This is a genomic window from Prevotella sp. HJM029, assembly GCF_000599605.1.
Classification (GTDB): Bacteria; Bacteroidota; Bacteroidia; order Bacteroidales; family Bacteroidaceae; genus Prevotella.
The window spans coordinates 1-635 of record NZ_AZHT01000083.1 but is presented as its reverse complement, the minus strand read 5'-3'; the positions used below and the strand labels follow the sequence as shown (position 1 = coordinate 635).

Annotated in this window: 1 protein-coding gene; it reads right to left on the bottom strand. The window is 38.9% G+C overall.

The window, feature by feature from the left end; all coding sequences use genetic code 11:
• Window positions 1-425, bottom strand: a 425-nt coding sequence (locus X919_RS0105175) for a nucleotidyl transferase AbiEii/AbiGii toxin family protein (protein ID WP_253270087.1), incomplete at its 3' end; no start/stop codon positions are given.
• Window positions 426-635 lie beyond the last annotated feature (210 nt).

Sequence of the window (635 nt, the reverse complement as noted above, 5' to 3'; positions counted from 1 at the left end):
AAAATTACAGTCGGATCACTATCATGGTCTATAGGTCTTGGAGGTACCCCAGCTATTGTTTCATTCTGAATAGTATACCCTTTGATCCCCAATTTAAAGAGTTCTGCATCCAGTTCTGCAGAGAGAGTCCCATGAATATAATCCCGTGATGTTTTTCTTAGTTTCTTCACCTGATTGTTGTTCTCGCACTTTGCAAATGGCAAGTTAAGGACGTCCTCAAAGAAGTTCCTGCCAATGGAAATGTCTATATCTTCACTGAATCGATTGATGAGATTCCATCCTTTACTCAACGAAGTTCCCCCCTTGAAAAGAAGCCATTTCCCACAAGATGTATTGAACAAAGCTTTGAGAACTACCGTCACCCACCAATCTTTCTCTACGGCATTATCTTCGATATTATGATCCTGGCCTACAGTTTGTATCATTGCTATTCGTTCGTCACTACTATGATTTTGCCAACTACTCATGATTGTTTTTGCTTAAAATTTTTATTATGTTTCGCCGTATCCATGTAGGCATGACCTTTAGATCATCAGACATGGTCTCATCTTCTGGATATTTGCTAAGTATTACACTAATTGCGCTTTCCCACTCATTATTATAGTTTCGTTCTCCAATAGCCTTCATTGCTTGTA